Consider the following 25,744-nt stretch of genomic DNA (forward strand, 5'->3'; position numbering starts at 1 on the left):
CCGAGTCGATCTTGGTGGGCGCCGACCCGCTCCTCGTGGGAATCGAGCCGTTCCTCGTGATCTTCGAGCCGCTTTTCCTGGGAATCGAGTCGTTTCTCGTGATCTTCGAGCCGCTTTTCCTGGGAATCGAGTCGTTTCTCGTGCGTATCGAGACGGGCCTCCTGCTCGATGTCGACGCTGAAAAGCGCGGGAAACAGCGGGTTCTCGTGGTTCAACATTCCGCTCGCGTCGGCGTGGTCCCGCGCGTAGCCGAACAGCCGATCGAACCGGGGCTGATCGCGCCGCCGCAGCGCCCGCCGGAAGTCGCTCCAGCGCTCCCGGATCGCTCGCAGGGCGTCCCGGTACGTCGGGTTGGTTCGCCCCATCTCAGCGCCCCCCGGCCCCGGGCCACGCGTCCAAGAGCGGGTTCGCCGTGAACGACGACGCCGCTCCCGCCGCCGTCACGGCGGTCCCGACCGGCTCGGACGGGCTGTCCGCCGGGGTCGACGGCGACGGCTCCAGCCCTACCTGCTCGGCGCGCGCGCCGAGGACCCGCCGCCAGTAGGCGAGCGTCGTCTGGTAGTGCGCACCGGCGGGATAGACGAGCGTCTCGAACTCCCTGCCGACGAACCGCGGGCCGAGCCGGGTCCGCTCGCACTCCAGGTGCCGCTCGGCGGCGGTTTCGATGGCCCCGGTGAAGGCGTCGGCTGCGGTCCGCGTCACGAGCACCGGGACGTCGTAGGCGTCGGCGTAGGTACGCAGTCGGGCGAGCGTCCGCGCCTGCAGAGTCCGCGCGTGGCGGTCCGCGAGAGTGTCGGCGGCCCGATACTGGCTGTCGAGTGCCGGCGCGACGACGAGCGACGGCGTCCCCGGCCCGTCTTCGCCGTCGTGACCGGGGAGGTCGTCCTCTCCCAGATCAGCCGGACGCGACGCGGTCGCTCTGATCCGCCGGTTGACCGCCGTCGACACGTCGCGGACGGCGCTGTAGTGCTGGTAAGGGGTGAAGCCGCGGGCGACAGCGATTCGATCGAGCAGGCGGCGACTCGGGGCGATTCTGGCCAGCCCCGTCGTGGTCGCGTGGCCGTCGGCGTCGACCCAGAACGCGGGGCCGTCGTGCAGCAGGAGGTGATCTAAAACGAGCGCCTGCAGGATCGACACACCGCGGCCGCCGTCGACGTCAAGCAGGGTGAGACCGCGTTCCAGGGACGGGAGTAACGGATTCTCGATTCCGGGCTCGGGACGGTCGACGAGATCGCGGTTTCGCTCTGCGGGTCGCGTTGGACGCCCTGCCGGCGCCGCAGCGGCCGAGGACGTGTCTTCGTCGTGTGACATACCTGGAGAGACACCGGGGACGCCGATAAGCCGCGGCGTGTCGTTTCCGCGTTTCTGGGATCGGGGCGATCGGCCCCATTTCCGGACCCCGTCTCCCGATTCTGTCGCGGAAACCGGTGTGTTTCCACGAACGGCTGCGGCGGTCGCTGCCGTCCCACATTGCCGGCCGCGACGAACTGGCGAATCCCCGACGGGTGCGGCGGCGTCGGTGGCCGCGTCACAGATCTGCAAGGTGGACGCCCACGACGTCAGTCGTGGGTCCCTACTGTGGGACGAATACGACGTCAGTGCACTCGAATCGGGCGCCACCGCCGGTCCCCTCGGTGACCTCGATCTCCCACCCGTGGGCTTCGGCGATCCGTTTGACGATCGTCAGCCCGAATCCGGTCTCGCCACTCGCTGACGTGTGCCCCGGTTCGAACACTGCCGCTCGGGAATCGGCGGGGATTCCGGGTCCGGTGTCCTCCACGTAGATCCCGTGGTCGTCGATCTGCCCGACACGGACGGTCACGCCGGCGCCGCCGTGTTCGATCGCGTTCCGGAAGAGGTTCTCGAAGACGTGCTGGAGTCGACTCCGGTCGCCGGAGATCCTGATCTCGTCTTCGACGTCGAGCGTCGCGTCGTCGGTGGCGACGTTCTTCCAGCAGATACCGAGCACCTCGACCAGATCGATCGGCTCCGGATCCGAGACGACCTGTCCCTGTCTGGCGAGCGTGAGGGTGTCCGCGACGATTTCCTCCACCCGGTCGAGGGCCTGTACGACCGGCGGGAGATGTTCGCTTTCGCACTCTCCGGAGAGGAGTTCGATACGTCCCTGTGCGACATTGAGCGGGTTCCGCAGATCGTGGGACACGACCCCGGCGAACGCGTCGAGTTGTTCCTTCTGACTGTGGAGTTTGCGCTCCCGCTTGACACGCTCTGTGACGTTCCGCACGATGCCGATGATTCGGGTCACCGCCTCGTCGGTGATGACCGGTGTGAGACTCGTCTGCCAGAACCGCGCCCCGGTATCGACGGGGAGTTCTTCCTGATACGTGATCGGCTCACCGGTCGCGACGCACCGGTGGTAGTTCGATTCGAGGGTCGCGCCGAGTTCGTTACCGAACACCTCGGTCGGCGTCTTGCCCTGCATCTCGTCGGTCGTGATGCCGGTCTGTTCTTCGTACGCCCGGTTCAGACGCTCGAACCGGAACGTTATCTCCGAATCCGCGCTGTCGACGGCGAGGAAGAAAATACCCTCCCAGACGGTATCGAGCAGCGTCTCGTATTCCTCCGCAAGTGCCTGATACTGCCGCTCGTGTCGCTTTCGCTCGGAGATGTCGCGGCTGCTCACCAGAATACCGCCGATCGTCTCGTCACCCTCCCGGTTGCGTAACGTGGCCTCGATCCAGCGCCACGAGCCGTCGGCGTGCCGAAATCGCGTTTCGATGACCTGTGTACCCTCCGGCTCTATCTGCAGTCGTTCGATCGCCTCCGCAACACCCTCGCGGTCGTCGGGATGCTGGTACCCGTATCCCGTTTCGCCGACCAGCTCCTCCGGCTCGTAGCCGAGCGTGTGCTCGACAGAGGGACTCACGTAGGTGATCGTTCCGTCCCGATCGATGATCGTCGCAATATCCGACGACTCTTCGATGAGTGTCCGGTGGAACCCTCCCTTCATACGCATTTTACCAACCGAAACTATATAAGACATCTGGTAGCTTCTCGAAGGGGTGGCTCCTGAGATGGCGGGCAATCCGGATGCGAGAGACGGTCGTAGAGGATTTTATGGGGCTGAAAGCGATCATAACAGTCGTTCCAGCGGAGCGGTTCGTGACCGGTTCGATCGCTCAGATACATTGGTAACGAAACGGAAACATCTCCGAGACAGTCACGCGGCGTCGGGATCGACGAGCGCGTACTCCCGGTCGCGGCTCGTCCCCTCGGCCGTCAGGAGGTTGTACTGCTCCATCTTCGCGAGGTAGGTTCGGACGGTCCGTTTCGTCCGCGGATCCTCGACGACCTCGGCGTAGCGTTCGTGGATCTCGCCCGGACTCAGCGGCCCGTGTTCGTCGAGGACGTCGTAGACGACGCGCTGATGCGGCGTGAGCGAGTCGAGGCTCTTCTGTCTGATCCGGGCGCGGCTGTCCTCGGCGGCGTCGAAGAGCATCTCGTCGGTGATCCGATCGCGGTTCTCGCGGTCGGCGGTGCTCGCCGCGGTCCGGAGAATGCCGATCGCGAGTCGGGCGTCGCCGGCGGCCGCGTCCGCGATCCGGTAGAGCTGTTCGTCGGTGATGGCGTCCGGCTCCAGCCCCCACCTGACGCGGGCCTGCAGGATGTCGAACAGCTGCTCGTTGTGGTACTTCTCCATCCGGACGTGCTCGCTGGCGCGGAGACGACTCACGAGGCGGTCGTCGACGCGGCTGAACAGTTCCTCCTCGTTGTTCGCGATGCAGATGATCGCAAACTGTGGGAGGCTGTGGAGGTCGTAAATCAGACCGGGATCCTCGAGCTGATCCGCCTCGTCGAGGATCACGACCGTCCGACCCTCGTACTGCTGGAGGCGGTCGACGAGTTCGTCGTGGGGCGTCGACTGCCGGTGGATGTCGATCGTCCCCCCGAGGTCGTCGAGGATCGTATACAGCGTCCGAAAGCGGGTGTAGTTCCGCCAGCAGTTCACGTACGTGGCCTCGACGTCGAGCACCTCCTCGCGGAGCCGCTCGATGACGAACTTCGCGATGCAGGTCTTTCCGGCCCCGCTCGGCCCGGTCACGACTGCGGTATCCGCGGGCTCGCCGTTCGTGATCGGTTCGAGAACGCTGGAGAGGTGGTTGACCTCGGCGTCGCGATGCTCCACCTCACGGGGGACGAACCCGGCACGGAGTACCCGAGCATCGCGGATCATACGGGAGTCGGTAGTAGCTTTCGAGCGAACTCACAAAAGGATGCCTGGGCCACTTCCGAGAAACGACTCTGGAGACGTGATACCGCCGGGATTCCACCCGCAGTCTGGCGATTCTTTTCTGGAAGCTGGCCACTTCCGGAAACGTCCGGGGCGCGCTCTCACAGATAAACAAATCGGAAGCCCACGACTTCACTCGTGGGTTACCGACACAAAACGGGGCAAACTGGGCGAACAGCCGGAGTGGTTACAGTGTCAGTGAGTCTGAACTATAACCACAGATTTATCAACTCATAATCATCACTCATTCATATGCCACTCAGTAACGTGGTACGGCAGGGGTATCGCCTCTACGGCCTCGGAATCCTCGCCTGGGCCGGGTGGTCGGGAGCGTGGATGGGGTTGGGACTGAATATGTCTCCGACGGTAATCGGATCCGGCTGGCTCGTCATCGCTGGTCTCGGAGCGCTGCTCGCGATCGGGATGGGGGCGACGAAGTTCTCCGGCGAATACCAGCTGTTCAAGACCCAGTCCAACCGGGAGCGGATTCGGCGGTTCAACAGTCATCTGCTGGGCGGCGCGCCGCTGCATCTGTACGCAATCGCGCTCGCGGCCTGGAGTTTCCTCACCGTCGAGTGGTGGGTCGTCAACCTCGGAATCGTCGGACAGACGGTCGTGGCGTACGGGTGGTTCCTGATCGCGCTGTACGGACTCGGCCTGACGATCGGTCTGACGGTAAAACACGACGAGGCGGTCGTCGAAGAACTCGACGAGGTGACGCCGGCCGAAATCGAACTCGGCTCGACGTAAGCGTCGTCCGAACGCGACCCGGTCACTTCGATCCGGGACCGACGATCACAGCTGTCGGCTTCTGATCAGTCGTCGGCGGATACGAACAGCGGCTTGCTGCGCCCTGCAGGCAGGTCCTCGGGATCGCGACGGGAGTCGATCGTCGTCCCACACTCGGGACACTCGTAGTCGACGGAGTCGGGACGGACTTCCAGCAGCCAGTCGCCGTTGATTCGGCTCTCGTGACCGCAGTCGGGACAGTACAGCGTCGCCTTCGTCACCGAGACGGGGTCGGGGTTGGAGGGAGTCATTTCTTTACCTACTGTTCGGCCGGGGATAACGGTGTCGTACTGTGCTGCGATCCCCGGGTACTATCTCCGCTCGAACTCGCCGAGCGAGGCCTGCCCGCGGCCGGTCGGATCGTCCCCGTCTCGACCGTTCGCTTCGGAGCCACCGCCGCCGACGCCGTCCTCCTCGTCCCACCCGTCGAGTCGGGCCTGTTCGCCGGACGCGAAGGACAGATTCGAGACGCGAACGCCCACCTTGCGGGCGGCCTCGCCGTCGAACTCCGCGAGGAGTTCGAGTGCGACCTCCTCGACGAGGTCCGGGTCGTCGACGGGGCCGGAGAGCGACCGCTCGCGGGTGTTGACCTCGTAGGGCGGGACGACGACCTTGATACCGATCGTCCGATACGTCGCCCCGCGGTTCTGTGCGCGTGCGGCCACGTCGGCAGCGAGCGTCGTCACCGTCTCCCGCTTTTTCGTGTCGTCGTCGGTCGCTTCCGCGAACGCCGACTCCCGCGAGAGGCTCTTCGGCCGGCCCGTCGGGGTGACTTCGCGGTCGTCGATCCCGCGGGCCCGCTCGTGGAGTTCGACGCCGCGGGAGCCGAACACATCCCGTAGCTCGACGGGATCGGCGCTGGCGAGGTCGCCCGCGGTCTCGATCCCCATCGACGCCAGCCGATCCGCCGTGACGGGACCGACGCCGTGGACCGCCTCGACCGAAAGCGGTGCCAGGAACTCGCGGACTTTGCCCGGCTCGACGACGACGAGCCCGTCGGGTTTGTCGTGGTCCGAGGCGATCTTGGCGGCCGAGAGGTTCGGCGCGACACCGACGCTCGCGGGGACGCCGACCTCGCGGGCGATCCGCTGTTTCACGTACCGGGCGTACCCCTCCGCGAGGGTCCGGTCCCCGTCGGGGGTCCGGCGCCAGGCGGTCCGCTCGGTCACGTCGAGATACGCCTCGTCGATGCTCACCTCGCGAACGACGTCGGCGCAGTCGTGGAGGATCTCCTTGACCGCGTCGGCGACCGACTGGTAGAAGTCCAGATCGACGGGGCGGTAGTAGCCCACCGGCTCGGTGTCGTCGTCGGCAGCGTCGGCGGCCGCCGCTCGCGGGAGGCGATCCAGCGCCTGCGAGATCGGCTGTGCGCTCTCGACGCCGAACTCGCGCGCCTCGTAGCTCGCGGTGGCGACCGCGCCGATCGTGTCTCCGGGTTCGTACCCCATCCCCACGACGACGGGCTGGCCGCGGAGCGTCGGCTCCCGCAACCGCTCACAGGAGGCGTAGAAGCAGTCCATATCGACGTGCAGGACGATCCGCGGGGGATCGTCCCGCTCGACGCCCGGCAGCGTCTCACCGCTCATCTGCGTGCTCCGGGGCGTTCGCCTCGGTCGTCCGGTCGGTTCGGGGCATCTCGATCACTCGATCGTCAACCGGGTAGGTATCGGGCGAGCGGCCACTATAGCGTTTGCCACGCGCGGCGGAAGTGAAAAGACGTCCGGACGGATCTATATCCGATCGAACTGGACCGGGACCCCTCGACGTGGGACGGTGCCGGAAACGGACGGCGGCGGCGCGCCGTCGAGAGCGGTTCAGGGAGCCGTTACGCCGCCGGGACTATTTTAGCCGTTCCTGCAGGAACGACGGGTGTGCCGCGGTGATCCCGTCGATCGTGAGCAGCGTCTCGGAGATGACGTCGCCCAGCGCGTCGCCGTCGGGCGCGCGGACCTCGGCCATCAGCATATGGTCTCCAGAGGAGGTAAACAGCGACTCGACGGCGTCGAGTTCCCTCAGCTCCTTCGTGGCTTCGACGTAGCGTTCGGAGGCGACGTCCAGCCCCACGAGCGCGATCGAAGTTTCCGAGAGCTTCTTGGGATCGACGTCGGCGGAGTAGCCGACGATGATTCCCTCTTCCTCCATCTTCCGGATGTACTTGCGGACGGTCGGCTTCGAGACGTCGGCCCGTTCTGCGATCTCTGAGTACGACGCCTGGGCGTCTTCCTCGAGGACATCGAGAATCCGGCCCTCCGTCGAGGTGGTTTCCATACCTCTAACTTTCGGTTGCCGGAAAAAATACCTTCCGAACCTGAAAACCGAACTCGCCGCAGGAAAACTGTCGGCCGCGGGCCGTGAGATCGGTGACTCGCCTGTGCGCCCTACTTGTGTTTGTCCAGGAACGTATCGTAGACGCGCTCCCACTCGTAGTCGTCGTCGAAGTACCGCTCGGCGAGCGGTTCTTCGGGCAGTTCGCCGATGGTCCGCTTCTCCTGCTGGTAGGACGGGCGCTCCTCGTCGACGTAGTAGCGGCCGGTCAGGACGGTCCCCTCGTGGAGGACGGTCTCGGTCTCGTACATCATCTCGGAGGCTTCCGAGCGGTCCGTCTTGTCGAACTCGTAGTCCTCGGAGTCGTTGATGTCGATGTACGGGACGTACTGCTTTGCGTCCTTGTTCCAGGTCGGACACTGCGTGAGGAAGTCGATGTGGGAGAAGCCGTCGTGTTCGATCGCCTCGACGATGATGTCCTTCGCCTGGTTGGGGTTGACCGCGGCCGTCCGCGCGATGTAGGACGCGCCGGCGTTCAGCGAGAGCGACAGCGGCCGGACCGGATCCTTCGCGGAGCCGTGCGGCTGCGTCTTCGATTTGTGACCCTTCGGCGACGTCGGGGATGTCTGGCCCTTGGTCAGCCCGAAGATCTCGTTGTTGAACACGATGTAGGTGATGTCGTGGTTCTCACGGGCGGTGTGGGTGAAGTGGTTCCCGCCGATCCCGTAGCCGTCGCCGTCGCCGCCGGCGGCGACGACCGTCAGGCCGGTGTTGGCGAGCTTTGCGGCCCGCGCGACCGGCAGCGACCGGCCGTGGATCGTATGGAAGCCGTAGCTCTCGAAGTAACTGTTCAGTTTGCCCGAGCAGCCGATGCCGGTACAGACCAGCATCTCCTCGGGTGATAGCCCCAGTTCGGCGGCGGCGCCTTTCAGGGCCTTCAGGACCCCGAAGTCGCCACAGCCGGGACACCACGTCGGTTGCGGTTCCAGTCCGGGCGTGTACTCGTCTCTGTCGTGTTCGGCCTCGTCGCCGATTGCACTGAATGCGCTCATTGTTAATCACTCGCTGCGGGGACGAATTTGGTCTCGTGGCCGGGCAGCGTCCCGTCCTCGACGATACTGGTGACGAACCCGTCGACGATCTCGGCGGGCTCGAAGGGGTTGCCGTTGTACTTCAGGAGACTCGAGAGCTTCTCGCCGAAGCGGCCGATCTCCTTCTGCGTCAGGCCGCGGAACTGCCCGGAGGCGTTCATCTCGACGACCAGCACCTCGTCGACGCTCTCGATGAACTCGGTGACCTCCTCGACCGGATACGGCGCAAGCTGGGAGACGCCGAGCAGCTTCACCGAGTGGCCCGCCTCGTTCAGCTCGTCGACGGCCTCCTTTGCGGTCCCCTGCTGGGAGCCGAACGTCATAATTCCGTAGTCGGCCGCCTCGGGGCCGTAGTGGAAGTTGATGCTCTCCTCGGCGGCGAGCTCCGCGCGGATGGCCTCCATCTTCTGCATCCGTCGGTTCACCTGATTGACGCGGTTGACCGGGCTCTCTTCGATGTGTCCAGCGGGCGTGTGTTCGTTGCCCGTCGCGAGATAGCGGCCGCCCTTCTGGCCCGGGATCGAACGCGGGCTGACGCCGTCGTCGACGTCGTGCTGGAAGCGGTTGTACTTCCCGGAGGGGTCGTGCGGCGCGTCTTCGAGTTCCGCCTCGGTCAGCACCGAGCCGGGGTCGGGGTTCGGCTCCTCGTCGAAGACGGAAGCGGGCACGTTCTGCAGTTCGCCCCCGTTCTTCTGGTCGTACAGGACGATCGAGGGGATCTGGTACTCGTAGGCGATCTGGAACGCCCGTCGCGTTTGCCTGTATGCCTCTTCGGCGCCCGCCGGCGCGAAGACGATCCGGTGGGAGTCGCCCTGGGAGGTGTAGAGGACGTGTTCGAGGTCGGCCTGTTCCGGCTTTGTCGGCATTCCGGTCGACGGGCCGGCCCGCATCGCCTCCACGAGGACGACCGGCGTCTCGGTCATCTCCGCGAGGCCGAGCGGTTCCGACATCAGCGCGAAGCCGCCGCCGGAGGACCCGGACATCGCCTTGACGCCCGCGTGGGACGCGCCCAGCGCGAGCGCGGCCGCCGCGATCTCGTCTTCGACCTGCTCGGAGATCCCCCCGACCTCGGGGAGGTTCTGCGACATGATGGTGAAGACCTCGGTCCACGGCGTCATCGGGTAGCCCGCGATGAAGCGACAGCCCTCGTCGAGGGCACCGTAGGCGATGGAGTCCGACCCGGAGATGAGCACCTGTTCCTCCTCGTGCTCGCCCGACGGGACCGACACGTCCGGCGCGTCGGCGTCGTACTCCTCGCGGACGGTCTCGTAGGCGTCGTCGAACACCGACATATTCGGCTCGAAGACCTTCTCCGGCATCGTGTCGTCCATCAGGCTCTTGATGACCTCGGGCTCGATGCCCGCGATGGCACACGTGACGGCGACGCCGGCGGTGTTCCGCATCACTTCGCGGCCGTGTTCCCGGGCCATCGTCCGGAGGTCGATGTCGTAGACGTGCCAGTCGTTCTCCTCGACTCGCTCGTCGAAGTTCGGGATCTCCTCGGTGTCCAGGAGGCCCGAGTCGTAGACGATGACGCCGCCCTCGTTGAGTTCATCGAGGTTCTCCGACAGCGGCTTGATCTCCTCGTTGCCGTAGTAGGCGTTCTCCTGGGGGTTCCGCGCGAAGGAGTCGCCCAAAGCGAGGAGGAAGTTGTACCCGTCGCCGCGCGAACTGATCGGCTCCGCCGACACACGGACCTCGGTGTAGGTGTGGCCGCCGCGGATGCGGGACGGATAGTGTCGATGCGTGAATACGTTGAGCCCCGCGCGCATCAGGGCCTTTGCGAAGTTCTGGCTGGTCGAGGCGATTCCGTCGCCGGAACCTCCTGCGATGCGCCAGATGAGTTCGTCGTTAGTCATATTTGAGCTCACGGCCCGTGTGGGCCACTACCGAACGTTTCGGCGAGACTCGACTAAAGGCTTTGCTATAAGTTACCAAGGAAAGATGATGAAAGACCTATTATACGTTCGATACTCCTCTTATATCCGGCCGAACTACCAATCGTATCAATCGGTGGGTTCACAACTGAATACATTTACAAATCAGACGAATCTGTGGGCCAAAATATCAAAAATCGGATACAAGTGCATCAGATATCTGGCACCGAGAACCGTCGTCGACGCGCCGACTATCTCGCGATAAACCATCGACCGTCCCCTGCTTACCCAGCGGGCGGCCCCAGATCAGCCAGCGTCCATCACTCGTTGTCCGGGCTCGACGGATGGTAGTCGGTGTCGTACTCGCCCGGGTTGTCGTCGAGTCGGTCGGGGTTGATGCGGCCGCCGAGGAGCATAAAGTCGAGGATCGTGAGGTTCAACATCGCCTCAACCACCGGGACCGCCCGCGGGGGCAACACGGGGTCGTGTCGTCCGACCACCTGGATCTCCTTTGCCTCCCCGGTCTCCCAGTCGACGGTGCGCTGTTGTTTCGGGATCGACGTCGGGGCGTGCCACGTGACCTCGCCGAAGATCGGCTGGCCGGTCGTGATGCCGCCCTGGAGCCCGCCGTGTTTGTTGCCCTCGGGGACCGGGTCGCCTCGCACTCGCGGCTCGTCGCCGCTCGCCGCCTCCGAGGCGCTTTGCGCCTCGCTGTCGTCGGAGAACTCCCAGTCCTCGTTTCTGTCCTTCCCGGTCCACTCTCTGGCCTCCCGACCGAGGCCGAACTCGAAGGCTGTCGTCGCCGGGATCGACATCATCGCCTGTCCCAGACGCGCGGGGAACGAATCGAAGCGCGGCGCGCCGAGCCCTCGCGGGACGCCGCGGGTCTCGAAGTAGATCGACCCGCCGATCGAGTCGCCCGCCTCCTGGTACTCGTCGATCAACTCGCGCATCTCCGCCGCCGTTTCGGGGTCCGCACACCGCACTTCGTTCTCCTCGGTGTGTTCGAGCATCTCCTCGAAGGACACCGCCGGCGCTTCGATCTCGCCGATCTGGTTCACGTGGGCTTTCACCTGCACGTCCTCGGTTTCGAGGATCTTCTTCGCGATCGCGCCCGCAGCGACCCAGTTTACGGTCTCTCTGGCCGACGAGCGGCCGCCGCCGCCCCAGTTGCGCGTCCCGAACTTCGCGGAGTAGGTGAAGTCGCCGTGGCTCGGCCGCGGGGCCGTGACGTACGGCTCGTACTTGCCCGAGCGGGCGTCCTTGTTCTCGATGACCATCCCGATCGGGGTGCCGGTGGTGTAGCCGTCCTGCAGGCCGGAGTTGATCGACACTGCGTCCGGTTCCCCTCGGGAGGTTGTGATCATCGACTGTCCCGGTTTTCGTCTGTCCAGTTCCGCCTGGACGTCCTCCTCGTCGAGTTCGAGCCCGGCCGGGCAGCCCGAGACGGTCACGCCCATCGCGTCGCCGTGGCTCTCGCCGTAGGTGGTGACCTGAAAGAGCCGGCCGAATCGGTTCCCGTTCATTACCTCGCCGTCGTGGTTCCGGGCATATATACGTTGCAGTAAGGCACAATCGGCGGGGCGTCACGAGAACACATATCACACTCGGGTGCGTACGACCAGCCCCGTCTCCCGGGAGTTCCGTATGGACCACATCGACTACGCATACACGTTCGGGATGGGCGACTCGGCGGTCGACGAGCGACTACGCACGACGGAAACGGGCGTTCTCTCGCTCGCCGACGGTGACGACAGCTACGCGGTTCCCCTGGCGCACTACTACGACGGCGAGCGGCTCTACTTCCGCCTCGGCGTGACCGAGGGGAGCACGAAAGACGAGTTCCTCTCGGCGACCGGGACGGCGACCTACGTCCTCCACGGAACGACGCCGACGGACGACCCGCGCGGCATCGACTCCTGGAGCGTCCTCGTCACCGGGCAACTGGCCGAACTCCCGGAATCGGAACACGAGCGCTTCGACACCGCTGAAATAAACCGCGCGTTCTCGCCGATCCGCGTCTTCGACGAGGACGTCGAGGAGATGGAGATCGTCATCGTCGAACTGGAAATCGACTCGATCACCGGCCGACGGACCGGCGAGGCCTAAGCAGAGAGGGCTCTCGGCCGGCAGATCACCGGACACAGTCGATGAGGACCTCAACCGGCAGACTGCCGAGACACAGTCGATGAGGACCTCAACCGGCAGACTGCCGAGACGCAGTCGATGAGGACCTCAACCGGCAGACTGCCGAGACGCAGCCGATGAGGACCTCAACCGGCAGACTGCCGAGACGTAGCCGATGAGGATATCGAGCGGCTGGCCACCGAGACGCAGCCGATGAGGATATCGAGCGGCTGGCCACCGAGACGTAGACGGCGGGAACGCCAGCCGAACTACTCGGCCCGTTCGACGTCGACACCCAGAGACGCCATCGTCTCGAAGAAGTTCGGAAACGAAACGTCGACGTGCTCGCCGCCCTCGATCGTCGTCTCGCCGGCGGCGGCGAGTCCAGCGACTGCAAGCGACATCACGATCCGGTGGTCCGCGCGGCCGTCGACGCGCGTGCCGACGAGGTCGCTCTCGCCGCCGTGGACTGTCAGCCGATCCTGTTCTTCGGTCACTGACACACCCAACTTTCCGAGTTCTTCAGCCATCGCGCTCACCCGATCGGTCTCCTTGTACCGGACGTGTTCGCAGTTCTCGATGACGGTGTCGCCGCCGGCAACTGCGCCGAGCGCAGCGATCGTCGGCAGGAGATCGGGCGTGTCGCCGACGTCGACGGTCGTCCCCGACAGCGGCGCTCGCTGGATCGTGATCTCGCCGATTCCCCGATTCCACGCGATCGACGCGCCCATCGATTCGAGGATCTCGACGATGGCGCTGTCGCCCTGCGCGCTCGGTCGCGCGCCCTCGACGACGACGGCCTCGCCCTCCGCGGCGGCGACGGCGCCCGCCGCAAGCAGATACGACATCGACGAGAAGTCGCCCGGGACGGCGTACTCGCCGCCCGGCGGGTCGTAGGTCTGCCCGCCCGGGACGGCGAACCCTTCGTCGGTCCGCTCGGCGTCGACGCCGAAATCCGCAAGCACCTCAAGAGTGATGTCGACGTACGGCGCGGATTTCAGTTCCGTCTCCAGGTCGATCTCGATCCCCTCACTCGTCACAGCGCCGGCCATCAACAGCGCGGTGATGTACTGCGAGGAGACGTCGCCGGGGATCGACACCTTGCCACCGCCGGTTTCGCCGCCAACGACGAGTGGGGCCTGCCCGTTGCCACGCGTCGACTCGGCGCGGCCGCCCAACTGCTCGATCGCATCGAGCAGCGGGCCCTGTGGCCGCGACCGCAGCGACTCGTCGCCGGTGAAGACACACAGGCCGTCTGCCAGCGCCCCGCAGGCGGTGACGAGCCGGGTCGTCGTCCCGGAGTTCGCGCAGTCGACCACGTCGTCCGGAACTCCGGGTCGGCCGTCGAATCCCGAGACGACGAGGCGGTCGTTGTCTCCATCGCGCTCGACGGTCCCGCCGAAGGCCTCGACGGCTCGCATCGTCGCCCGGGTGTCGGCGCTGACGAGCGGATCGGTGACGGTCGCTTCTCGCCCGTATCCGGCCGCGAGGATGGCCCGATGGGTGTAACTCTTCGAGGGCGGCGCGCGGACGTGCCCGGCGACGCGCGACTGCGAGATAGTGACGTCCATACGGGTCGTACGCTCCGGAGAGGGTATGATCCTTACCCTCGCTGTCCGGATTCGCCGGCCAGCGCTGCCTCCCGCAGCTGCTTACACCGGTCGCTCTCGACTGCGAGTTCCGGCACCGGCGTCGGAGAGCCGTCCTCGTCGGTCGCGACGAAGACGAAGTAGGAGTCGGTCGTCTGCTCACGCTCGCCCGTCTGGGGGATCTCACGGAACGCCTGCAGGCGGACCCGGAGGCTCGTCCGGCCCGTCGCGTAGACGTACCCCCTCACGACGCAGGTCTCGCCCTGCGGTATCGGCCGCTTGAAGTCGAGGTTGTTCACGTACGCCGTCACGCACGTCTCGCCCGCGTGCCGCATCGCCGAGAGCGCGCCGACCTCGTCCATCCACCGCATCACGTTGCCGCCGTGGGCGCTCCCGTAGTTGTTGGTGTCGTTGGGCTGGATTCGCTCTCTGTTCTCGATGTAGGTTTCGCTGACAGTCGCCATACCGTCCCGTGTGGACCGACACACAAAAACAGGGCCTCGGCGGGTCGCTACCGACGTCGCAGCTACCGACGATCCACGAACGGCGCCGCGGCCATCGGCGTCGCGGCTACCGACGACCCGCAAGCAGCGCTGCGGCCGCGAGCGCGATGACCGCCACGACGATGCCGAATCCGGGCGTTCCCGTCGACGTCGGCGTGGACGTCGTCAGTGACGTCCCGGGAGTCACCGTCTCGGGCGGTGTGCCGTCGTCAGTGGGCGACGCCGTCGGCTCCCCGGACTCGAGCGCGCGGTACTCCTCGTATGCCTCCGGGTGGACGCGCCGCATAATCACCTCGGCGGACTGAACCGACCGCGGCGCGGGCTGCTGGAGGTAGTTCGTGTCGACCCGGACGATATTCCCTTCCTGGACCGCAGTGGTACTGTTGTACGCCGCGTTCTCCGGGACCGGGCTCCCCTCGGGCACGACGATCCACCCGGGATTCATCTCGACGACCGTCTCGTCGTTGATGACCTGGAAGCCCGAGATCCCGGCCTCGGCGGCGCCGTTCCGCAGGCCTGCGGTCTCCATCAGGTCGCCGATGAACGTGTCATCGCCCGACGTGTACCCGTAGAAGACGTTGAGGCCGACCGGTCGCTCGGTCCCTTCGAGCGCTTCTTCCATATGGTTTACCGACTGGCGAATCTCCGCTGCGCGCTCGGTGCCCGCCTCGCAGTTGCCGGTGAGCCGGCCGATCCGTTCGGTCTTGTCGGCGACGAACTCCAGAGAGGTGGGCTGTCCGAACACGTACACGGGAATCCCCTGTGCACGCAGTTGCTCGACCCGGTCCGCCGCCGCACCGTAGGAACTGTTCGGCACCAAAATCAGGTCAGGATTCGTGCCGAGCACTTTCTCGACGCTCGGCCCGCCGGCACCGGAGACGTTCACCTTCTCGTCGGCGCCGTCGAGATAGCTCGCGTACTGGGAGACACCGACGACTTCGTCCTGGGCGCCGATCTCCCACATCGTCTGTGCGGCGCTGGGATTCAGCGTGACGATCCGTTCGGGGTCCGACGGGATCTCGACGTCCGCCCCGGTCGCGTCAGTGGTTTCGTAGGGGAACTCACAGGTCTCCGAGTCGTGATCTGCTGGGGGGCTAGCTCCCCCGTCAGCCACGGCGTCGACGGCGCCACTCCCAGCCGCGTCCGCGGCTGGCTCATCTGTGATGGCCGCGGCCCCGACGCCAGGGACGACGGCGGCAAACACGAGCAATGTCGCGACGACGAGAACGCTCCGATGCATACCCCTCCGTGGACGCTATTGCAACAAGTACTTGGCTAATCCAACTCAGTTTGTGTAGTAGTGAGTCTCCGAACGCGGACCGTCGCCTGGGCAGGCGCCCTCACGGGTGCGCTCGCAGCCGTCGTCGTCGTCAGCGCCGGCATCGGCCCCGTGTCGATCGCGCCGGCGACGGTGGCGAAGGTGCTGCTCTCGGCGGAGCCCTCGCCGCTTTCGTTCCCGGTCGAACGGACGAGTCGCATCATCGTCCTCGACGTCCGACTGCCTCGGATCGCCCTCGCCGCCTTCGTCGGCTTCGCTCTCGCAACCGCCGGCGTCGTGATGCAGGGGTTCTTCCGGAACCCGATGGCAGATCCCTCGATCATCGGGGTCTCCTCGGGCGCGGCGGTCGGTGCCGTGGCGACCGTCGTACTCCCCTTCGCGTTCCCGTTCGGGCTCGAACTCCAGGGCGCGGCCTTCGTCTCGGCGGTCATCACGGCGTTCGCGGTCTATCTCATCGCGACGCAGGACGGCCGAACACCGACCGCCACACTGCTGCTGGCCGGCGTCGCAGTCCAGACGCTGCTCGGAGCGGTCATCTCGCTTCTGCTCCTCTACAGCGGGCAGAGCCTCCGGCGCGTGGTCTACTGGCTGATGGGCCACCTCGGCGGGACGACGTGGGCCGAAGTGCGGGTCATCGCCGTCGTGCTCCCGCCGCTGTTTCTCATTTTGCTCCTCTACGCGCGGGATCTGAACGTGCTCCTGCTCGGGGAGGAGGACGCTCAAACCCTCGGTATCGAGGTTGAGCGGACGAAACGGCTGCTGCTCGCGGCGTCGAGCGTCGTTACCGCCGCTGCAGTCGCCGTCACCGGCGTCATCGGCTTTGTCGGCTTGATCGTCCCGCACGCGATGCGGCTGCTCGTCGGCCCGGACCACCGGATCCTGCTTCCGACCAGCGCGCTCGCCGGCGCGTCCTTTCTCGTGGCGACGGACACCCTCGCTCGCTCGGGGTCGACGGAGATTCCGGTGGGTATCGTCACCGCCGCACTAGGTGCGCCCTTCTTCCTGTATCTGCTCCGCTCTCAGGAGGTGACGGGGCTGTGAGCGGCGATACGGAGTCGGGTAGTCCTCTCCGAACGAGCCCCGATCCGCTCGTCGAGATTGCGGACCTCCGCGTCGGCTTCGGCGACACGACCGTACTCGCAGGGATCGACGCGACCGTCGACTCCGGGACCTTCCTCGGGCTCATCGGCCCCAACGGCGCGGGGAAGACCACGCTGCTCCGGACGCTCAACGGCACGCTCGGTCCGGACACCGGCGGCGTGACCATCGGCGGCCGGGACGTCCACACCCTCTCCTCGAAAGCGGCGAGCCGGCTCGTGGCGACCGTCCCGCAGGATACGACCGTCACGTTCGAGTTCGACGCCCGCTCCGTGGTCGAGATGGGCCGCAACCCACACCGTTCGCGGTTCGGCACCTGGCGGGAGGCCGACACCGACGCGGTCGACCGTGCTCTCGATCGGACCGACACGCGCCAATTTGCCGACCGACCGATCACGACACTCTCCGGCGGCGAACGGCAGCGCGTCCTCCTGGCACGCTCGCTGGCCCAGGAGACGCCGCTTTTACTCCTGGACGAACCGACCGCGAGCCTCGACATCAACCACCAGATCCGGACGCTCGAACTCGTCCGGAAGCTGGTGGCGACGGGGAAGACAGTCATCGCGGCGATCCACGACCTCAACCTCGCGGCACACTACTGCGACGAACTGCTGCTCCTCGCGGACGGTGACGTAGGCGCCCACGGCCCGCCGGCGTCGGTACTCACCGAGTCGACCCTCGAGGACGCTTTCGACGCCAACGCCGTGGTGTCCCGCCATCCGGTCACCGGCTCGGTGTACGTCACGGCGCTGCCGGACGGGCGCGCCGCCGATTCCGAGCGGGCTGCGGGACGCGTCCACGTCGTCGGCGGTGGTGGGACCGCCGCACGGCACCTGTACGTGCTGGATGCGGCCGGATTCGACGTCTCCGTGGGCGCGCTCAACGAGGGCGACACCGACACCGAGGCCGCCCGGAGTCTCGGCCTCGACGTCGTGACCGTCGATCCCTTCGCCGGCGTCGATCCGGCGGCACGGGAGGCGGTCGAACGGCGGATCGACGACGCCGACTGCGTCGTCGTCGCGGATGTCGAGGTCGGCACCGGAAACCTCCCGAACCTCCGGGCCGCTGCGAGCGCCGACGAAATCCTGCTGATCGAGGAGCGACCCTTTTCGGAGCGGAACTACGTCGGACCCGAGGCAGAGGCGGTCTACGACCGGCTTCGTGAGCGCGGACGCGTCGTCGATCCGGCGAACCTTCGACGCGCCGTCGTCGAGACTGTGGGCGGTACCCACCGGGAGTTCGGAAGTGCTCCGGCGCGCCGCGAAGGTCTCCCGACTGACCGCTCACGATGACGCTCGCACCGTCCAGCGTGCCGGAGCGGCATTGTGTTCGCACACGGCCGACAGATTTTTTAGGCTCGCCTACAACAGTATAATTGAGAGCGAGGCGGTGGTTCGGTTCTCGCCGTCCTCCCGTAAGACAAAATGAGTGATGCCCTTCACGCGCGCACGCGCGACAGCACGGAGCGAGAGTGGCGTGACCACGACGCGGAATCGACGGATACGGCACGCGAAGAGACAGTAGAGGAGACGGAATCGACGTCCGAGTCGGAGTCCGTCGAATGCCCCGAATGCGGCTCGGCGGACCTCGTGACCGACGACGAGCGCGGCGAGACCGTCTGTGCGGACTGCGGACTCGTCATCGACGAGGACTCGATCGATCGCGGCCCCGAGTGGCGCGCCTTCGACAGCGCCGAGCGCGACGAAAAGTCACGCGTGGGTGCGCCGACGACGAACCTGATGCACGACAAGGGACTGTCGACGAACATCGGCTGGCAGAACAAAGACGCCTACGGCAACTCCCTGTCGTCGACCCAGCGGCAGAAGATGCAGCGGCTGCGGACCTGGAACGAACGGTTCCGCACCCGCGACTCGAAGGAACGCAATCTCAAGCAGGCCCTCGGCGAGATCGACCGGATGGCCTCGGCGCTGGGCCTCCCCGAGAACGTCCGGGAGACCGCGTCGGTCATCTACCGCCGCGCGCTCGACGAGGATCTGCTCCCCGGCCGGTCGATCGAGGGGATCGCCACGGCATCGCTGCACGCCGCCGCGCGGATGGCGCAGGTACCGCGCAGCATCGACGAGGTCGCCCGGGTCTCCCGCGTCGAGGAGTCGGAGTTCGAGCGGGCCTACCGCTATCTGGTCCGTGAGCTCTCCCTGGAGATCCAGCCGGCAGACCCCGCCGAGTACGTCCCCCGGTTCGCGTCGGATCTCGAATTGCCGAAGGAGACCGAGCGGACGGCCCGCGAACTGCTCGAAAACGCCAAGCGCGAGAACGTCCACTCGGGGAAGTCGCCGGTCGGACTCGCCGCCGCCGCGCTGTACGCCGCCGCGCAGTTGACCAACGAGCAGCTGACCCAGGCGGATGTCAGCGATGTGACTGACATCTCGGAAGTCACGATCCGCAACCGGTATCAGGAACTGCTCGAAGCCTGGGACCTGCAGTAACAGTCGTCACGTCGATTCCGACCGCAGAAATCGCGGGGGTATCGTCCGTCCCGAACGTTCTTTGTGGTCGCAGCCCATTCTTGGACGAAACCGTCCCTTCATACTGATTACTCTCACTGTTTACCGCAGAGCGCCACCCTCGATAGCGGCGCTCGGCGGGAAGAGACGAGAGTAATCAGTATCAGAGCGTCTGTCGGTCGTCGTAGCTATTCTTCGGCGACGACGACGCCCTTCATTCCGAGCGTCTCGTGGGGCGTACAGTAGTACTTCGTCGTACCCGCTTCTTCGAACGTGTGAGAGAACGTGAACCCCTCCTCGTCGGTCTGTTCGGACTCGAAGGAGCCGTCCTCGGCGACGACGTTGTGGAGCGAGCCCTGCCCGGTCCACTCCCAGACCACGGTGGTCCCGGTCGAGACGCGGACGGCCGCAGGTCCGAAGCCGAAGTAGCCGCCGTTGGCCTCCGTGCCGACCTTGACGGCTACCTCCGAACTGCCGGTTTCATCGACCACACCGTCGTAGTTCGACGTTTCCTCGAGATAGCCGTCGAAGGAGGGCATCGATCCGCTGTCGGTGCTCCCGTCACTGTCGCTCCCCTCTGTATTGTCGGAGCCCCCGTTGCTGTCGCTCCCGTCAGTATCGCCGGAACCCCCGTCGCCGCCGCCCGATCCACCGGAACAGCCGGCGAGGCCGGCAGCGGTGATCGCAGCGGCGGTACCGAGAAACCGTCTCCGCGTCGTATCTCTCTTTGACATCGGTACCGCTAGGGAGGTTCCTTTTAAGGATACCACTTCCGTTCTCACTCTCCGAAAACGGCCGGAACCTGTTCGGATATCGACCTACATATTGGGAACGATGAGTGACACCAGACGGATGCGCGTGAGTGAACCGCGGGGCGACACCACCCCAGAGTGGGAGGTGTTTCTCCGCAGCGACGGGGAGGAACCGCTGCGGCACGTCGGGAGCGTCTCCGCGCCGACCGAGGAGGTCGCCCACGAGCAGGCGTCTTCGCTGTTCGAGTGGACGGCGGAGACGCTGTGGCTCTGTCGGGCCGACGACGTGGCGCGCTTTACCGACCGCAGCCTGGAAGCGGCGGCCCCAGCGGGAGACCTCCCGCAGGGTGATCAGTCGTGATCTCGATCAGCAAACTCCTGTGTGATCTGGACGCCGAGGGCGACGGCCTCCGGTACGACGACGGCCGCGACTCCGACCGCGAGCAGATCACCGAGGAGCGGACGACCAAACCGGTGGTCGTCTGGAACCTCACGCGGCAGTGTAACCTCTACTGTCAGCACTGCTACGCCGGCGCCGACCTCGATGCGGCACCGGGCGAACTGTCGACGGCCGAGGGGAAGGCGATGCTCGCGGAGCTCGCCGACTACGGCGTCCCGGTCGTGCTCTTCTCCGGCGGCGAGCCGATGGTTCGCGACGACCTCGAAGAGCTGGTCGCCTACGCGGACGACCTCGGCATCCGGCCGGTGCTCTCGACGAACGGGACGCTTGCGACGCCCGAACGGGCCGCCGCGCTCCGTGAGGCCGGCCTGAAGTACGCGGGCGTCTCGGTCGACGGGATGCCCGAGCGCAACGACGCCTTCCGGGGAGAGGAGGGCGCGTTCGACGCAGCCGTGCGGGGCATCGAAAACTTCCTCGACGCCGGGCTGAAGACGGGGCTCCGCTACACGATCACCGAGAAGAACGCCGCGGATATGGAGTCGGTCGTCGAACTGCTCTCGGAGGTCGGCCTCGATCGCTTCTGTTTCTACCACCTCGATTACGGCGGCCGCGGCGGCGAAATCGCCGACGCCGACCTCACGCCGCAGGAACGCCGCGAGGCGGTCGAACGGCTGTGTGAGATGACCCTCGAATACCACGACGAGGGCGAGGAGATCGAGACGCTGCTCGTCGGCAACTACGCCGACGCCGCGTTCCTCGTCGAGTACGCCCGGGAGCACTTCAGCGACGAGAAAGCAGCCGCAGTCCGGCGGTATCTGGAGGTCAACGGCGGCGATCCGACCGGCGAGCGCGTCGCCGACGTCGACTACCAGGGGAACGTCCACCTCACGCAGTTCTGGCAGGGCTACAGCCTCGGGAACGTCCGGGACCGGCCGTTCGGCGCGATCTGGGAGGACGAGTCGAACCCGCTCCTCCACGCGCTGCGGAACCGCGAGGACCACCTCACCGGCAAGTGCGCGGAGTGCCAGTATCAAGACATTTGCCGCGGCGGGTCTCGCCTCCGCGCGCTGGCCGGCGACGGCGACGTGTTCGGTCCCGACCCGCAGTGTTACCTGACGAAGGGCGAGCGACTCGGGCCGGCAGCGGACGTCGGCGGCACGGCCGCGGACTGATACTGAGTACTCTCACTTGGTATCGCCGAGCGCCACCCCCGTTGACGACGCTTGGCGGGAAGAGACGAGAGTAGTCATTTGCGACGCTTCGAGGACGTGCCGCCGGAACTCGCGGCTTCTTTGCCACGAGCATTGACCCAGGGGGACGCAGCGGCCTCTCGCGGTTACGAATAGTCCGAGGGAGACGTCGCCAGGAACGTCAGCCGTCTGATACTGGGGCCGATACACTTTACCACGCTTCTCTGGTACACACTGTGGTATGCAAATACAAGCCGCAATCGTCGAGGAGGAGGGTGGCCCGTTCACGATCGAGAACGTCGAACTGGAGGATCCACAGGGCGCGGAGGTGCTGGTTCGGGTCGTCGGGACCGGCGTCTGTCACACCGATATGATCGTCCGCGATCAACTGTATCCGACACCGCTTCCCGCGGTGCTGGGTCACGAGGGATCGGGCGTCGTCGAGGCGGTCGGCGACGACGTGACGGGCGTCGAACCGGGCGATCGGGTCGTATTGAGTTTCGATTACGACGACGACTGCTCCAGCTGCCGCGCGGGACATCCCGCGTTCTGTGAGGACTTCTTCGAGCACAACTTCGGCGGGCGACGCCCGGAGGACGGGACGTCGCCGCTCTCGCGCGACGGTGAAACGCTGAGCGGCCGGTTCTTCGGTCAGTCGTCGTTTGCGACCCACGCGATCGCCACGGAGCGAAACGTCGTGGTCGTCGACGACGACGTCCCCCTGGAACTGCTCGGGCCGCTCGGCTGCGGCATCCAGACCGGCGCCGGCGCGGTGATCAACTCGCTGAACCCGCAGGCCGGGTCGTCGATCGCCATCTTCGGCGCCGGCTCGGTCGGGCTGTCGGCGGTGCTGGCAGCGGATCTCAAAGGCTGTACTGACATCGTCTCCATCGATCTCAAGGAGAACCGGCTGGAGAAGGCCGCGGAGCTCGGTGCTACTGCGACGGTCAATCCCGGGGAAGTCGACGACGTGGTCACGGCGGTCCGCGGCGCGGTCGGCGGCGGTGTCGACTACGCCGTCGAGTCGACAGGCGTCGCAGACGTCGCCGAACAAGCCGTCGACACGCTCACACAGCGGGGGACGCTCGGGGTCGTCGGTGCCCCGGCGCTGGGGACACGAGCCAGCTACGACGTCAACGATCTCATCCTCAACGGCCGGTCGATCACGGGGATCGTCGAGGGCGACAGCAACCCCAAGGAGTTCATCCCCGACCTGATCGAACTGTACCGGCAGGGGAAGTTCCCGTTCGACGAACTCGTGACCTACTACGACTTCGACGAGATCGAGGCGGCGGTCGAAGCCTCCGAGGAGGGCACCGCGATCAAACCCATCCTCCGGATGGGCGAGCCGTAGCGGCCACAGCGAAAAACGTTTATATACTCTCTGGGGTAAGAGACGATAGACGATTTCGACCGTTCGTGTGGAGGACGTTGGGGCACGGACGCCGAGACGGCGTGCGTTCGCCCGGCGTCGAGGTGCCCCGTCCGGTTTCCGTACCGAGCTGTCCTTCCCCGTACGGCGTTTCAGACACGTATGAGTACTAACGACACTACCGACCCGCTCGAACGGGTCAGATCACAGCTCGAAGACGAGATCCCCGAGGACCTCGTCGTCTCGCGCGTCGCCTACGAAGGCCCGGAACTGGTCATCTACACCGAAACCCCGCGGAAGTTCGCCGAACGCGACGGCCTGATCCGCCGCCTCGCCAGCACGCTCCGGAAGCGAATCACCGTTCGGCCCGCCGCGGGAACCCAACTGGATCCGGCGGAGGCGAAGCCGAAGATTATGGAGCTCATCCCCGACGATGCCGGGATCACGAACCTCCAGTTTTATCCGGCGACGGGGGAAGTGCTGATCGAGGCCGAAAAGCCCGGTCTCGTCATCGGCCGTCGCGCGAGCACGCTGCGGGAGATCACCCAGGAGGTCGGGTGGACGCCCGACGTTCTCCGGACGCCGCCGATGGAGTCTTCGACGGTCGACAACGTCCGGAACTTCCTGATGGAAGCGCGGGACGACCGCCGGGACTTCCTCGAACGCGTCGGCGGTGAGATCCACCGGGAACCGAGCGGCGAGACCGACTGGGTCCGCGTGACCACGCTCGGCTGCTGTCGTGAGGTCGGGCGGGCGAGCTTCGTCCTCAGCACCCCCGAGACGCGGATTCTCGTCGACTGCGGCGACAAACCGGGCGCAGAGGGAGAGGTCCCCTATCTCCAGGTCCCGGAGGCGAACCCGATCGCCGACCTCGACGCGGTCGTCCTCACGCACGCACACCTCGATCACTCCGCCCTGCTGCCGCTTTTGTTCAAGTACGGCTTCGATGGGCCGGTGTACACGACAGAGCCGACCCGGGACCTGATGGGACTGCTCCAGCTGGACTACCTCGACGTCGCGGCGAAAGAGGGCCGGACGCCGCCGTACGACTCGGAGATGGTTCGCGAGGAGCTGAAACACACGATCACGCTGGAATATGGTGACGTCACCGACATCGCGCCCGACATCAAACTCACGTTCCACAACGCCGGGCACATCCTCGGCAGCACGGTCTCGCACTTCCACATCGGCGACGGGTTCCACAACATCGTCTTCTCCGGCGACGTCCACTACACCGATACGCGCCTGTTCAACGGCGCCTCGAACGACTTCCCGCGGGTGGAGACGCTCGTGATGGAGTCGACGTACGGCCGCCGGGACGACTACCAGACCGATCAGGAGGACTCCGAGCGGAAACTCACAGAGCTGATAAACCGTACCTACGAGCGGGACGGCAAGGTCGTTATGCCCGCCTTCGCCGTCGGTCGGTCACAGGAACTGATGCTTTTCTTGGAGGAGGCGATGCGGGAGGGGCGACTCCCCACGATGCCGGTGTATCTCGATGGGATGATCCGGGAAGCGACCGCGATCCACACCGCCTATCCGGAGTTCCTCCGGGACGGCCTCCGGGATCGGATCCTCCACGAGGACGAGAACCCGTTCCTCGCCGACCACTTCCAGCAGGTCGACGGCGGGCAGGAGATGCGACAGGACATCGCCGACGACGAGCCGTGTGTCATCCTTTCGACGTCAGGGATGGTCACCGGCGGACCGATTATGTCGTGGCTCGAACTGCTCGGTTCCGAAGAGAAAAACCAGCTCATATTTGTCGGGTATCAGGCACAGGGTACGCTGGGCCGCCGGATTCAGAGCGGCCGCAGAGAGATCCCCTTCAGTGATCGTGGGGGCCGGAGCGAACAGCTGACCCTCCGATTCGACGTCGAATCTGTCAGCGGCTTCTCCGGACACGCGGATCGGAGCGGACTGGAGAACTTCGTCGGGACGATGAACCCCCGCCCGGAGGAGATTCTCTGTGTTCACGGCGACGAGTCCTCCACGGATCAGCTCTCGTCGGGACTTTACCAGAAGTACAATGTGCGCACGTACGCGCCGCGGAACCTGGAGACGTTCCGGTTCGATGATTAGGGCGGTGGGGGAACCCCGACCGTTTGCGCAGCCACTGGCTCACGCACGACAACAAACCCGGATGTCAGAGAAGCGATCTATGAAAGTCGCTTAACTCTTGGCGGGAATTTCGGCCTTCTGCGGGTCGTATTTCTCCTCGAACTCCTGGATCAGCTGGCCCATCTTCGCGTACCAGTCGTTGAGCATCCGCTGCATCTCGTCGGAGATCTGCTCGGGGTTCGTCGGCGAGTACACGTGATAGTAGCCACCCTGTTCGTAGTTCACCTGTTCTTTCTGGATGAACCCCGACTGGAGCAGCCGCTGGATCGACCGGTACGCAGTCGACCGTTCGCGATCGACAAACTCGGCGATCTCGTCGACCGTGAGCGGTTCCTCGGCGCGGACGAGGACCTGGAAACACTCCTTGTCGAGCTGTTTGAGCCCGTGGAAACACTCAAGTAACCCCTCACACTCCATATCCCGCTGTAGTTGTTCTGACATCGAATCCGGCATCTTTCTACCGACGGTTAGACGCCGGCGACCAAAAGGCTTGTGTGGGATTCGTACAATCTCGCACTACCATCCTCGTCGAGCGCGGCCGTTTTCGGAAAAACCGCAGGTGTTCAGCGTG

23 protein-coding genes and 1 pseudogene are annotated in these 25,744 nt (G+C 65.7%); 9 read left to right on the plus strand and 15 right to left on the minus strand.

The genetic code is table 11. The features are described 5' to 3' along the window. Positions 1–80 precede the first annotated feature (80 nt). From RJT48_RS19140 to RJT48_RS19155, 4 genes and pseudogenes are all read right to left on the minus strand, one after another. A pseudogene (locus tag RJT48_RS19140) lies at positions 81–365 on the minus strand (DUF8156 family protein); the annotation flags it as partial. A gap of 1 nt (position 366) precedes the next feature. Next, positions 367–1,311: a hypothetical protein gene (locus RJT48_RS19145; protein WP_311173960.1), complete on the minus strand. Its 945-nt coding sequence runs from the start codon at positions 1,309–1,311 to the stop codon at positions 367–369. A gap of 262 nt (positions 1,312–1,573) precedes the next feature. Then, the gene (locus tag RJT48_RS19150) at positions 1,574–2,971 is read right to left on the minus strand and encodes a PAS domain S-box protein (protein ID WP_311173961.1); all 1,398 of its coding nucleotides are present in this window, start codon (positions 2,969–2,971) and stop codon (positions 1,574–1,576) included. A gap of 210 nt (positions 2,972–3,181) precedes the next feature. Then, on the minus strand, positions 3,182–4,195 hold the full coding sequence (locus RJT48_RS19155) for a Cdc6/Cdc18 family protein (protein WP_311173962.1): 1,014 nt from the start codon (positions 4,193–4,195) through the stop codon (positions 3,182–3,184). A gap of 309 nt (positions 4,196–4,504) precedes the next feature. Between RJT48_RS19155 and RJT48_RS19160 the strand changes: the two genes are divergently transcribed. Then, a complete protein-coding gene (locus tag RJT48_RS19160) occupies positions 4,505–5,002 on the plus strand; it encodes a hypothetical protein (RefSeq protein WP_311173963.1) in 498 nt (165 codons plus the stop codon). A gap of 65 nt (positions 5,003–5,067) precedes the next feature. Here the strand turns inward: RJT48_RS19160 and RJT48_RS19165 are convergent, their stop codons facing one another. The 6 genes from RJT48_RS19165 to aroC form a co-directional block, all read right to left on the minus strand. Then, the gene (locus RJT48_RS19165) at positions 5,068–5,292 is read right to left on the minus strand and encodes a DUF8106 domain-containing protein (RefSeq protein ID WP_311173964.1); all 225 of its coding nucleotides are present in this window, start codon (positions 5,290–5,292) and stop codon (positions 5,068–5,070) included. Between the two features lie 60 nt (positions 5,293–5,352). Continuing rightward, entirely contained in the window at positions 5,353–6,627 is a 1,275-nt protein-coding gene (dinB, locus tag RJT48_RS19170; RefSeq protein ID WP_311173965.1) for a DNA polymerase IV, read from the minus strand. A 253-nt stretch (positions 6,628–6,880) separates the two neighbouring features. Further along, positions 6,881–7,309 (minus strand): HTH-type transcriptional regulator LrpA1, encoded by a 429-nt coding sequence (lrpA1, locus tag RJT48_RS19175; RefSeq protein WP_311173966.1) that lies wholly within the window; start codon positions 7,307–7,309, stop codon positions 6,881–6,883. A gap of 110 nt (positions 7,310–7,419) precedes the next feature. After that, positions 7,420–8,358, minus strand: coding sequence for a thiamine pyrophosphate-dependent enzyme (locus RJT48_RS19180; RefSeq protein ID WP_311173967.1), 939 nt, complete (start codon positions 8,356–8,358; stop codon positions 7,420–7,422). 2 nt (positions 8,359–8,360) lie between these two features. After that, a complete protein-coding gene (locus RJT48_RS19185) occupies positions 8,361–10,256 on the minus strand; it encodes a 2-oxoacid:acceptor oxidoreductase subunit alpha (RefSeq protein ID WP_311173968.1) in 1,896 nt (631 codons plus the stop codon). Positions 10,257–10,594: 338 nt separating this feature from the next. Beyond that, positions 10,595–11,800 (minus strand): chorismate synthase, encoded by a 1,206-nt coding sequence (gene aroC / locus RJT48_RS19190; protein ID WP_311173969.1) that lies wholly within the window; start codon positions 11,798–11,800, stop codon positions 10,595–10,597. 121 nt (positions 11,801–11,921) lie between these two features. On the opposite strand from aroC, the gene RJT48_RS19195 reads away from it, so the two are divergent. Beyond that, positions 11,922–12,383: a pyridoxamine 5'-phosphate oxidase family protein gene (locus tag RJT48_RS19195; RefSeq protein ID WP_311173970.1), complete on the plus strand. Its 462-nt coding sequence runs from the start codon at positions 11,922–11,924 to the stop codon at positions 12,381–12,383. A gap of 287 nt (positions 12,384–12,670) precedes the next feature. Here RJT48_RS19195 and aroA read toward each other — a convergent pair whose 3' ends face one another. The 3 genes from aroA to RJT48_RS19210 all read right to left on the minus strand — a co-directional run bounded on the left by aroA (position 12,671) and on the right by RJT48_RS19210 (position 15,733). Beyond that, positions 12,671–13,972, minus strand: a complete 1,302-nt coding sequence (gene aroA / locus RJT48_RS19200) for a 3-phosphoshikimate 1-carboxyvinyltransferase (RefSeq protein WP_311173971.1) — start codon at positions 13,970–13,972, stop codon at positions 12,671–12,673. A 32-nt stretch (positions 13,973–14,004) separates the two neighbouring features. Next, positions 14,005–14,454, minus strand: coding sequence for an acyl-CoA thioesterase (locus tag RJT48_RS19205; protein WP_311173972.1), 450 nt, complete (start codon positions 14,452–14,454; stop codon positions 14,005–14,007). Between the two features lie 106 nt (positions 14,455–14,560). After that, positions 14,561–15,733 carry a PGF-CTERM-anchored ABC transporter substrate-binding protein gene (locus RJT48_RS19210; protein WP_311173973.1) on the minus strand — a complete coding sequence of 391 codons (1,173 nt, stop codon included), beginning with the start codon at positions 15,731–15,733 and terminating at the stop codon, positions 14,561–14,563. 60 nt (positions 15,734–15,793) lie between these two features. Between RJT48_RS19210 and btuC the strand changes: the two genes are divergently transcribed. From btuC to RJT48_RS19225, 3 genes are all read left to right on the plus strand, one after another. Further along, the gene (gene btuC / locus RJT48_RS19215) at positions 15,794–16,813 is read left to right on the plus strand and encodes a vitamin B12 ABC transporter permease BtuC (RefSeq protein WP_311173974.1); all 1,020 of its coding nucleotides are present in this window, start codon (positions 15,794–15,796) and stop codon (positions 16,811–16,813) included. Then, entirely contained in the window at positions 16,810–18,162 is a 1,353-nt protein-coding gene (locus RJT48_RS19220) for an ATP-binding cassette domain-containing protein (protein WP_311173975.1), read from the plus strand. The genes btuC and RJT48_RS19220 overlap by 4 nt, the downstream gene beginning before the upstream one ends. Positions 18,163–18,294: 132 nt before the next feature. Next, the gene (locus tag RJT48_RS19225) at positions 18,295–19,317 is read left to right on the plus strand and encodes a transcription initiation factor IIB (RefSeq protein WP_311173976.1); all 1,023 of its coding nucleotides are present in this window, start codon (positions 18,295–18,297) and stop codon (positions 19,315–19,317) included. 206 nt (positions 19,318–19,523) lie between these two features. Here RJT48_RS19225 and RJT48_RS19230 read toward each other — a convergent pair whose 3' ends face one another. Next, positions 19,524–20,069: a halocyanin domain-containing protein gene (locus RJT48_RS19230; RefSeq protein WP_311173977.1), complete on the minus strand. Its 546-nt coding sequence runs from the start codon at positions 20,067–20,069 to the stop codon at positions 19,524–19,526. Between the two features lie 100 nt (positions 20,070–20,169). Here RJT48_RS19230 and RJT48_RS19235 point away from each other — a divergent pair, with 100 nt between their 5' ends. From RJT48_RS19235 to RJT48_RS19250, 4 genes are all read left to right on the plus strand, one after another. After that, complete coding sequence (locus RJT48_RS19235; RefSeq protein ID WP_311173978.1) at positions 20,170–20,448, plus strand: Htur_1727 family rSAM-partnered candidate RiPP; 279 nt, start codon at positions 20,170–20,172, stop codon at positions 20,446–20,448. Next, positions 20,445–21,659: a TIGR04347 family pseudo-SAM/SPASM protein gene (locus RJT48_RS19240; RefSeq protein WP_311173979.1), complete on the plus strand. Its 1,215-nt coding sequence runs from the start codon at positions 20,445–20,447 to the stop codon at positions 21,657–21,659. The genes RJT48_RS19235 and RJT48_RS19240 overlap by 4 nt, the downstream gene beginning before the upstream one ends. Positions 21,660–21,918: 259 nt before the next feature. After that, entirely contained in the window at positions 21,919–23,031 is a 1,113-nt protein-coding gene (locus RJT48_RS19245; protein WP_311173980.1) for an NAD(P)-dependent alcohol dehydrogenase, read from the plus strand. A gap of 180 nt (positions 23,032–23,211) precedes the next feature. Further along, positions 23,212–25,134, plus strand: a complete 1,923-nt coding sequence (locus tag RJT48_RS19250; RefSeq protein WP_311173981.1) for a beta-CASP ribonuclease aCPSF1 — start codon at positions 23,212–23,214, stop codon at positions 25,132–25,134. 90 nt (positions 25,135–25,224) lie between these two features. Here RJT48_RS19250 and RJT48_RS19255 read toward each other — a convergent pair whose 3' ends face one another. After that, positions 25,225–25,626 carry a helix-turn-helix domain-containing protein gene (locus tag RJT48_RS19255; RefSeq protein ID WP_311173982.1) on the minus strand — a complete coding sequence of 134 codons (402 nt, stop codon included), beginning with the start codon at positions 25,624–25,626 and terminating at the stop codon, positions 25,225–25,227. Positions 25,627–25,744: the final 118 nt, after the last annotated feature.

It is taken from the genome of Halobellus ordinarius, from assembly GCF_031823395.1.
In the GTDB taxonomy this organism is placed as follows: Archaea; Halobacteriota; Halobacteria; order Halobacteriales; family Haloferacaceae; genus Haloquadratum; species Haloquadratum ordinarius.

Bases quoted from the DNA above. Each gene is read 5' to 3' on its own strand.
- RJT48_RS19145 (WP_311173960.1), bottom strand. From the start codon at position 1,311: ATGTCACACGACGAAGACACGTCCTCGGCCGCTGCGGCGCCGGCAGGG.
- RJT48_RS19150 (WP_311173961.1), bottom strand. From the start codon at position 2,971: ATGAAGGGAGGGTTCCACCGGACACTCATCGAAGAGTCGTCGGATATT.
- RJT48_RS19155 (WP_311173962.1), bottom strand. From the start codon at position 4,195: ATGATCCGCGATGCTCGGGTACTCCGTGCCGGGTTCGTCCCCCGTGAG.
- RJT48_RS19160 (WP_311173963.1), top strand. From the start codon at position 4,505: ATGCCACTCAGTAACGTGGTACGGCAGGGGTATCGCCTCTACGGCCTC.
- RJT48_RS19165 (WP_311173964.1), bottom strand. From the start codon at position 5,292: ATGACTCCCTCCAACCCCGACCCCGTCTCGGTGACGAAGGCGACGCTG.
- dinB (WP_311173965.1), bottom strand. From the start codon at position 6,627: ATGAGCGGTGAGACGCTGCCGGGCGTCGAGCGGGACGATCCCCCGCGG.
- lrpA1 (WP_311173966.1), bottom strand. From the start codon at position 7,309: ATGGAAACCACCTCGACGGAGGGCCGGATTCTCGATGTCCTCGAGGAA.
- RJT48_RS19180 (WP_311173967.1), bottom strand. From the start codon at position 8,358: ATGAGCGCATTCAGTGCAATCGGCGACGAGGCCGAACACGACAGAGAC.
- RJT48_RS19185 (WP_311173968.1), bottom strand. From the start codon at position 10,256: ATGACTAACGACGAACTCATCTGGCGCATCGCAGGAGGTTCCGGCGAC.
- aroC (WP_311173969.1), bottom strand. From the start codon at position 11,800: ATGAACGGGAACCGATTCGGCCGGCTCTTTCAGGTCACCACCTACGGC.
- RJT48_RS19195 (WP_311173970.1), top strand. From the start codon at position 11,922: ATGGACCACATCGACTACGCATACACGTTCGGGATGGGCGACTCGGCG.
- aroA (WP_311173971.1), bottom strand. From the start codon at position 13,972: ATGGACGTCACTATCTCGCAGTCGCGCGTCGCCGGGCACGTCCGCGCG.
- RJT48_RS19205 (WP_311173972.1), bottom strand. From the start codon at position 14,454: ATGGCGACTGTCAGCGAAACCTACATCGAGAACAGAGAGCGAATCCAG.
- RJT48_RS19210 (WP_311173973.1), bottom strand. From the start codon at position 15,733: ATGCATCGGAGCGTTCTCGTCGTCGCGACATTGCTCGTGTTTGCCGCC.
- RJT48_RS19225 (WP_311173976.1), top strand. From the start codon at position 18,295: ATGAGTGATGCCCTTCACGCGCGCACGCGCGACAGCACGGAGCGAGAG.
- RJT48_RS19230 (WP_311173977.1), bottom strand. From the start codon at position 20,069: ATGTCAAAGAGAGATACGACGCGGAGACGGTTTCTCGGTACCGCCGCT.
- RJT48_RS19235 (WP_311173978.1), top strand. From the start codon at position 20,170: ATGAGTGACACCAGACGGATGCGCGTGAGTGAACCGCGGGGCGACACC.
- RJT48_RS19245 (WP_311173980.1), top strand. From the start codon at position 21,919: ATGCAAATACAAGCCGCAATCGTCGAGGAGGAGGGTGGCCCGTTCACG.
- RJT48_RS19250 (WP_311173981.1), top strand. From the start codon at position 23,212: ATGAGTACTAACGACACTACCGACCCGCTCGAACGGGTCAGATCACAG.
- RJT48_RS19255 (WP_311173982.1), bottom strand. From the start codon at position 25,626: ATGCCGGATTCGATGTCAGAACAACTACAGCGGGATATGGAGTGTGAG.